Source organism: Endozoicomonas sp. ONNA2 (assembly GCF_024606365.1).
Classification (GTDB): domain Bacteria; phylum Pseudomonadota; class Gammaproteobacteria; order Pseudomonadales; family Endozoicomonadaceae; genus Endozoicomonas.
This window is the reverse complement of record NZ_JAHHPO010000293.1, coordinates 1-6,217: the sequence shown is the minus strand read 5'-3', so window position 1 is coordinate 6,217 and position 6,217 is coordinate 1. Positions and strand designations below refer to the sequence as shown.

Sequence of the window (6,217 nt, the reverse complement as noted above, 5' to 3'; positions counted from 1 at the left end):
AATTTATCGCAACCGCAGCAGGGCAGTCTATTCTCGGACAGCCTCCCAGGGTACACTGCCTGTTTTCTTTTGATGCAGCAGCTGGTCACGACTGAGAAACGGACTGTCGCCCATCATGGCCGGTGCTTCGCTGGCGGTGAAATGATTCTGGCGCAGGGCGAGCCATTCAGGCGCCCCCTGCTGGATATCGAGAATTTCCATTTAGTGTCCTCTGGGTTGGATGGCTTTCAGTTGTTGTACTTGTTGTGGGGTGGCTGGCGCTTTGGAATTTATTTTGCGGATTATCCGATCTGCACTCTGTTGGCCGGACTCAATGGATGCGCGCCATTCTGGTAGCAGACGCTTGAAGTCTTCATCGGGGTAATGGTTTTGAACCGGTGGCTGGGCCGAGTCCTTCATATCGGGCACATAACCATCGATATCATCATCGGTGCAGGCCACGCCAAGAATCCCGACCAGAGTCTGACGCTTCAGATAAGTCACGGTAGAGCCGATCTGTTGCAGGGCGCTTTTTTTACCGGTGTTATCCATAGGACCAGTGGCCGTGTTACAGATGGTGTGGCCGGATACATGGGTCAGATTGCAGGTGATGGTGATGTTTGGCCCATTCTGCTGTTGCTCAAACCAGTAGCTCAGTCCGTAGCGGTGAAGAACCGGCTGAACCGCAGCAACCACATCATCAATGGAGGCGTAGGAGTACTCCATGCGACCGCCATTATTGGTGTTAAAGGCAGCGGTCTTGTTCTTTTTAACCACTGGCATCTCTTGCTGAAAGCGGGAAAAGGCTTCGTTAAACTCTTGTCGTGCAACAATAGTGTGCGATGCAGCTCACACCAGGCACGGAAATCAACGATCACGGCATCTGCCGTTTTCGGATCCTTACGCCATGCAGTGATTTCATCCCTGATGACCCGATAGATCTGGAGCACCGTCATATCCGGCGTGATGTTGCTGGCAATGCGATCTTTCAGGATGCATACCTTGCCGTAGTCGTAGGTGTACTGATTGATGTTCAGCCAGTCGCTAATCCCGGTGATGACCGGTTCTTCCAGGCGGTTTACTTCTTCAGTCTTTATTTGCTTAACCACGGCAATAACCTCGTTTGCTCGCATAGTTGATGACATCCCAGCCAGAAAGGCGGGTATTTTCGTCGTTGCAGTCATGCACCAGCTGCTTCACGGCCAGCCAGCGGTAGCCCTGCATCGGGTGAAATTCTTCCGGGGTGAGAAAGGTCAGGAAGCTGCCGGAAGTTAAAACACCGAAGCCCGCGATGATGATGGGCTTGTGATCTTCGATCTGTTCCTGAATATGAGCTTCAATCCGTTCCAGCTCGGACTCGATGGTATCTTCGAGGGCTTCCCTGTCGTCAGTGGCATTGAGGTGCCGGTTGAGATCGCGGGTAACTGCGTCCATAAAGATTCCTTATTTTTGTAAATTAAATGCTTTTTATATTTATATATCTGCAAAGATAAACTTTGCAAATGACAAGTAATAATATATTTATATTAGCTTTTGAGTGTTGATAGTTTTTATGGATTCAAGGTTTTGGCTGCCGTTATCAGCTGAAATGCCTTGTGTTGTCGAACGGAGCCAGGGATGAATAATGTTGATCAGTGGATTTAGTGTTTACCAGTGACTTTGCAGGTGGCGATAAATAGTCAGAGAAATTCCGAAAATGTCATTGCTTTTGTTAATTCGATGCCCAAAAGCAAAAGGCGGCCCCGGTTCACCCGTCGAGGCAAATGCTACACACCAGCGACCACCAGGCGAGCCGAATATGAGGTTCAATGGGCGGCAAGGCAGAAAAAGGGAAAAATGCTGGCGGGGCCAGTGGGGGGTTTTGGTAGTGGCGGTCTTCCCGATCCCTGCAAGCAGGTCAAAAAAGAAAACCGGACAGGCGCAGGCCGGATTGGTTCGTCCGGCGGTGAAGCCGGACTTTGATAATGTGGCCAAACTCTACTGTGATGCCCTGAACGGGATTCTGTGGGAAGATGACAAGCAAATTGTCGATGGCCGCTGCATCAAGGTGTATGGACAGCAGCCCGGTGTGCTGGTGATTGGCTGGCCGCTATAACAGGAAGCTGACACCGACGGCTGTGCCCTTGTAGATATCCTTGATATCTCCTACGTAGTTAAGATCGAAATTGCCGTACAGCCGATTGATGAATCGCAGACTGTGTTGTGACTTGCTGATCGGTTGCCACTGGCGGAGTGAAAGTTCACCGTCGTGTTCTATCAGCAGGATTTTCCCGGGCTCCGGGGGAATCACAGTATCCACCTGAACTTTGGCACCTTTGGGAATGCTGATCGCCGTATCGGATGGGGTCTGGTTGACCATGGTGTCGTTTTCCATCCGTAACATAAAGCTCTTGTGGTCCGATTCAATAATGCAGATGGCTGACTCCAGGAATACCTGCTGTCGTCTGTCATCGAGTTCATCAAAAAAGGCGCTTGCCTCATTCAGGCTGATGTAGGGTAGGGTTTTCGGATCTGGCAGCTCTTCGCCGGTCTCCAACCAGTCAATGGAAACGCCAAGAAATTCAGCGATGGCGATTTTGTTATTCAGCTTCGGATTCCGGGCACCACTCATCCACAAACTGAATGTCCCTTCCGTACAACCCACGGCGCGGGCGATATCGACATTTTTCAGATTTTGTTCTTTCGCTTTGCTTTTGACCCGATCTGTCCAGTTCGTCACGTTCTTTTCCAATCGCTGTTATTCCATTATCCATAAGCAAAATAGTACACAGCTGGAAGCCATTAATTAAGGGCGAGTGTTCGCTTTAGATGAGGTTGGCTATTTACAAGTAATCTAAAAGCAACGTATTATCTCAATTTTCTTTGCAAAGGCAAGGTATTTTCCAAAAGAAACGCCAGGGGCGGGAGGTGTTCAATGAGAAGGTTCGGGAAAATCGAGAACTTGTTTTGGGACACCGTGCGCCATGAGAAAATCAGTGACGAGGGCAAATTACTGGGTGCTTATCTGCTGACCTGTCAGTACGGAGAAACGATCAGTGTGAAGCAGCATATCCTTCAGGAATTGAACTGGGATATAAAAACCCTGTCGTATGCACTTCAGGAGCTTGACGAAAGAGGGTTTGTCACATGCCCGGACATACCTTCGGACCTTACTATGAGCCAGTTTGTCACTGATCGCCTGACAACAGGAGGTCCGTGATGAGGGGGTTTGGCAAAGTCTCTGCCCGGTTCTGGGTCGATAGTGAAATGGAAACCTTTTCAGACAATGGCAAGTTGTTGGCGCTGTATCTGCTGACGACCCATCATGGCAATCTTCTGGGCATTTTCAGAATGCCTATGGGGTATATCGCCACAGATCTAAAGTGGGATATGGATAAAAAGATTCAGACGTTTGACGAGCTGGAAACCAAACATTTCGCCAAACGTTCGTCAAACGGTGACCTGATCGTCATCAATAACTACACGAAACACAACCGAACGGAAAACAATCGTCAACTTGACGCCCGTTTACGATTAGTTTTGACGCTTCCGGAAAACCTTGACGATCTGTTGCCGGAGGCGGCAAACGTCATTGACCAATTATTCAAAAAGCCAGAGCTGGTGAGGGCTCCAGCGAAACCGATCTGTTGCTCGAACAGATCCATACCCGATACATGCAACGTGAGGAAAAAGTTCGCCCAGAGAAAAGAGAAGAGAGAAGTATTTATAAGACATATGTCCGATCTGACGATCAGACGCCCAAACCGAACGATTCGTCAGCTGAATCCTCATCCGCTTCGACGTTGAAAACGAAACCCTACGATTCGTATCCGGAGGATTTCATCGAATGGTGGAATCAGTACCCGAAACGGGAGGGTGACAATGGGCACAAAAAACAGACCTTCGGTAAATACAAAAAACGGCTGGCTGATGGGCATAGCCCTGAGTCCTTGCTGGCCAACATCCTGAACTACGGCCGTTACTGCGACGAAACCGGAGCAACGGGTACCCAGTACGTAAAGACCACGGTCGTTTATCTGAACAACCCAGACAACCTGACCAACCAGTGGACGGTGAACTATGAAGCCCGGCAGCGAAATTCTGGAAAACTCAGCCTGGTTGAACAGGTCGAACAGGCCAACGCCCATATCCTCCAACCGGAAAGAACAGGAGCCTTCAGCGGGATGGAAGCCTTCAGCGGGATGGAAGCCTTCAGCGGAGGGAATATCTACGACGTTGAGCCGGAAAGATCTGGTGACTCTGTTTTCGACCATGACGGCCCTGTTCGGCCAGAAGTGGACCAGTGCCTACGGTCTGGCTGATCGCAACGGCGAGTGGCAGAGAACGCTGAACGGGTTACACCCTGCCCAGCTGGAAATAGGTCTCAACCGTGTACGACTGGCCGGTGGCGAATGGCCTCCGACAGCGCCGGAGTTTCGCAAGCTCTGCCTGCCACTGCCGGAAGAATTGGGTTTGCCAGCGCTGGCGAAAGCCTGGCAGGAAGCCAATGAGTATTCCGGACAACCGAGTCACCACGGCTGGAGCCACCGGGCGGTTTATCTCGCCGGGCGTGAGGCGGGTTGGCATGAGCTGAGAACCGCAGGGAATGCAGAGGAGTGCCGGAACGTGAAGCGCAAGTTTGGAGCGGCCTATCAAGAACTGGTTAACCGTGAATGCCAGGGGCTTCCGTTGGAAGATCAGCTTGCCATCGAACACCAGTTTGATCCGGCCATCCACTCGAATCAGCTGGTCCGGGAAAGCATGGCTGAACAGGGCATTGACCCGCTGGATGGGCAGGCCGCTCGGCAGAGACTGATGGGCATGTTCCCATGAACAGGCTCAGGGATGGTGTTTGCTGGCGGTGGTCTGGGTTGTGCTGGTGATGGTGCTCTGCTGGCACTTTGTGGAGGCGATCTGATGGCGGAGCTGGCGTTGCAGAAGATCTCGTCTCAGATGCTGGTGCCGGTATCGGACGATGACCAGCTATTTGTGCAGCAGCTAAAGACCGGGCAGGTGATTCAGGCAGAGTTTCGCAAGACTCGAAACCTGCATTTTCACCGCAAGTTTTTTGCTCTTATGAAGCTGGGTTTTGATCACTTTGAGCCACAGCCGTGTCGGATGTCGGGCACTGACCAGTGGTTTACGCCGGAGAAGAACTTCGATGAGTTTCGCCGTGTCATCGATCGAAGTACACACAAGGACAAGCCTTGAATCAGGAGAATACCATGTACTTTGCCCTGGAACCGGCGTTGATGCGGATCTTCGGAACACCTGAGTTGATGATAAAAACTGCCAGCTGGCAGCAGGATATCAACGCTGGCTATCGCAAGACAGCGGTTGCACCAGAGTATCGCAGTACCCGGGATGAACGACTGGGTGATGATGGTATTCGTAAGGGAGATCTGCGGGAAAGAATGCAGCCGGAACTCTTTGCCATTTTGACGATTCGGTATGACGATAATCAGGCAAATCGCTCCGATGCATGGTTGCGGGTAAATCACATTTTCAGGGCTGATGAACAGGTCCCTAAGGCTATTCGGAAGAACCCGGTTTTAGTGCGTCTTTACCTGATGGCAGCGTTGCAGCTCCCAGAGCTTAAGAATAAGCGAGGTAAAATTACAATAACCGGCAAAAGTCGAACCACATTGTTTCGTTGGGATAAAGCGTGTGCGACTGTAGCCGATGAATGGAGTCGAAAGGCTGAAGACCAGGCTTGTGAGTTATTGGAAAGCGCCGATGTTATTGCTTATGACAATATTCAATCGACTTAATTGTAAAATCATGGAATGAATGATGAGTAAACATGAAACATGGAGAACTCGTAAATATTGGAACTCAGTCGGTGGATATTTGATTGAAGAATTTCAGGCAATAAAAGAAGACAAAAGCAGAAATATTTCCAGGAAAAGCATCGATGGAATCATTGTTTTAGGGGAGCAAAAACATCGTCAGTCTGGAGGACAATACAATATTGAAGGTAAAGATATTATTGTTGTTCAAACCAAGGGTGGAGGATTGGGTATGTACCTTATGGGGCAAGCATATTTCTCTGTAAAGATCATGGAACGTTTTAATCCGAGATCCATTAAGTCAGTAGCAATTTGTGGCAGATCTGATCATGAAATGGAAGTTTTATGCAGAGAGCATGATATTGAAGTGGTGGTGATTCCTGAATCTGAAAATCCTGACAAGTAGTTTTAAATAATAACCTGAATCCGTAAGGTTTTGATTGCACCGGAAGAATTTTACCAATTTAATA

At 49.6% G+C, this 6,217-nt stretch carries 13 protein-coding genes; 9 read left to right on the top strand and 4 right to left on the bottom strand.

From position 1 onward, the window contains the following. Positions 1 to 27: 27 nt before the first annotated feature. From KDK14_RS05185 to KDK14_RS05175, 3 genes are all read right to left on the bottom strand, one after another. Complete coding sequence (locus tag KDK14_RS05185; protein WP_257263953.1) at positions 28 to 201, bottom strand: hypothetical protein; 174 nt, start codon at positions 199 to 201, stop codon at positions 28 to 30. Beyond that, complete coding sequence (locus KDK14_RS05180) at positions 202 to 762, bottom strand: ERF family protein (RefSeq protein ID WP_257263952.1); 561 nt, start codon at positions 760 to 762, stop codon at positions 202 to 204. It abuts the gene before it with no gap. Positions 763 to 1,080: 318 nt separating this feature from the next. After that, positions 1,081 to 1,413: a hypothetical protein gene (locus KDK14_RS05175; RefSeq protein WP_257263951.1), complete on the bottom strand. Its 333-nt coding sequence runs from the start codon at positions 1,411 to 1,413 to the stop codon at positions 1,081 to 1,083. A 285-nt stretch (positions 1,414 to 1,698) separates the two neighbouring features. Between KDK14_RS05175 and KDK14_RS21630 the strand changes: the two genes are divergently transcribed. Continuing rightward, positions 1,699 to 1,941: a RusA family crossover junction endodeoxyribonuclease gene (locus tag KDK14_RS21630; protein ID WP_373691034.1), complete on the top strand. Its 243-nt coding sequence runs from the start codon at positions 1,699 to 1,701 to the stop codon at positions 1,939 to 1,941. After that, positions 1,847 to 2,074 carry a RusA family crossover junction endodeoxyribonuclease gene (locus KDK14_RS05170; RefSeq protein WP_373691033.1) on the top strand — a complete coding sequence of 76 codons (228 nt, stop codon included), beginning with the start codon at positions 1,847 to 1,849 and terminating at the stop codon, positions 2,072 to 2,074. The genes KDK14_RS21630 and KDK14_RS05170 overlap by 95 nt, the downstream gene beginning before the upstream one ends. Here KDK14_RS05170 and KDK14_RS05165 read toward each other — a convergent pair. Further along, the gene (locus KDK14_RS05165; RefSeq protein ID WP_257263949.1) at positions 2,069 to 2,698 is read right to left on the bottom strand and encodes a helix-turn-helix domain-containing protein; all 630 of its coding nucleotides are present in this window, start codon (positions 2,696 to 2,698) and stop codon (positions 2,069 to 2,071) included. The two genes, KDK14_RS05170 and KDK14_RS05165, sit on opposite strands and share 6 nt — an antisense overlap. Before the next feature lie 195 nt (positions 2,699 to 2,893). On the opposite strand from KDK14_RS05165, the gene KDK14_RS05160 reads away from it, so the two are divergent. Genes KDK14_RS05160 through KDK14_RS05130 form a run of 7 tightly spaced genes read left to right on the top strand, consistent with a single transcriptional unit; the run spans position 2,894 to position 6,153 of the window. After that, the gene (locus KDK14_RS05160) at positions 2,894 to 3,178 is read left to right on the top strand and encodes a hypothetical protein (protein WP_257263948.1); all 285 of its coding nucleotides are present in this window, start codon (positions 2,894 to 2,896) and stop codon (positions 3,176 to 3,178) included. Next, positions 3,178 to 3,765 (top strand): hypothetical protein, encoded by a 588-nt coding sequence (locus KDK14_RS05155; RefSeq protein WP_257263947.1) that lies wholly within the window; start codon positions 3,178 to 3,180, stop codon positions 3,763 to 3,765. Before KDK14_RS05160 ends, KDK14_RS05155 begins: the two co-directional genes overlap by 1 nt. Continuing rightward, positions 3,762 to 4,280 (top strand): hypothetical protein, encoded by a 519-nt coding sequence (locus tag KDK14_RS05150; protein ID WP_257263946.1) that lies wholly within the window; start codon positions 3,762 to 3,764, stop codon positions 4,278 to 4,280. The genes KDK14_RS05155 and KDK14_RS05150 overlap by 4 nt, the downstream gene beginning before the upstream one ends. Continuing rightward, positions 4,231 to 4,791, top strand: a complete 561-nt coding sequence (locus tag KDK14_RS05145; protein ID WP_257263945.1) for a hypothetical protein — start codon at positions 4,231 to 4,233, stop codon at positions 4,789 to 4,791. The genes KDK14_RS05150 and KDK14_RS05145 overlap by 50 nt, the downstream gene beginning before the upstream one ends. A 12-nt stretch (positions 4,792 to 4,803) precedes the next feature. Then, positions 4,804 to 5,169, top strand: coding sequence for a DUF1367 family protein (locus tag KDK14_RS05140; protein WP_257263944.1), 366 nt, complete (start codon positions 4,804 to 4,806; stop codon positions 5,167 to 5,169). Then, positions 5,166 to 5,729 (top strand): hypothetical protein, encoded by a 564-nt coding sequence (locus KDK14_RS05135; protein WP_257263943.1) that lies wholly within the window; start codon positions 5,166 to 5,168, stop codon positions 5,727 to 5,729. Before KDK14_RS05140 ends, KDK14_RS05135 begins: the two co-directional genes overlap by 4 nt. 22 nt (positions 5,730 to 5,751) lie before the next feature. Next, positions 5,752 to 6,153, top strand: coding sequence for a hypothetical protein (locus tag KDK14_RS05130; protein WP_257263942.1), 402 nt, complete (start codon positions 5,752 to 5,754; stop codon positions 6,151 to 6,153). The last annotated feature ends 64 nt before the right edge of the window (positions 6,154 to 6,217 follow it).

Excerpts from the sequence above, each read along its gene's own strand:
- KDK14_RS05185 (WP_257263953.1), bottom strand. The coding sequence starts at position 201 with ATGGAAATTCTCGATATCCAGCAGGGGGCGCCTGAATGGCTCGCCCTG.
- KDK14_RS05180 (WP_257263952.1), bottom strand. The coding sequence starts at position 762 with ATGCCAGTGGTTAAAAAGAACAAGACCGCTGCCTTTAACACCAATAAT.
- KDK14_RS05175 (WP_257263951.1), bottom strand. The coding sequence starts at position 1,413 with ATGGACGCAGTTACCCGCGATCTCAACCGGCACCTCAATGCCACTGAC.
- KDK14_RS21630 (WP_373691034.1), top strand. The coding sequence starts at position 1,699 with ATGCCCAAAAGCAAAAGGCGGCCCCGGTTCACCCGTCGAGGCAAATGC.
- KDK14_RS05160 (WP_257263948.1), top strand. The coding sequence starts at position 2,894 with ATGAGAAGGTTCGGGAAAATCGAGAACTTGTTTTGGGACACCGTGCGC.
- KDK14_RS05155 (WP_257263947.1), top strand. The coding sequence starts at position 3,178 with ATGAGGGGGTTTGGCAAAGTCTCTGCCCGGTTCTGGGTCGATAGTGAA.
- KDK14_RS05145 (WP_257263945.1), top strand. The coding sequence starts at position 4,231 with ATGACGGCCCTGTTCGGCCAGAAGTGGACCAGTGCCTACGGTCTGGCT.
- KDK14_RS05140 (WP_257263944.1), top strand. The coding sequence starts at position 4,804 with ATGGTGTTTGCTGGCGGTGGTCTGGGTTGTGCTGGTGATGGTGCTCTG.
- KDK14_RS05130 (WP_257263942.1), top strand. The coding sequence starts at position 5,752 with ATGAGTAAACATGAAACATGGAGAACTCGTAAATATTGGAACTCAGTC.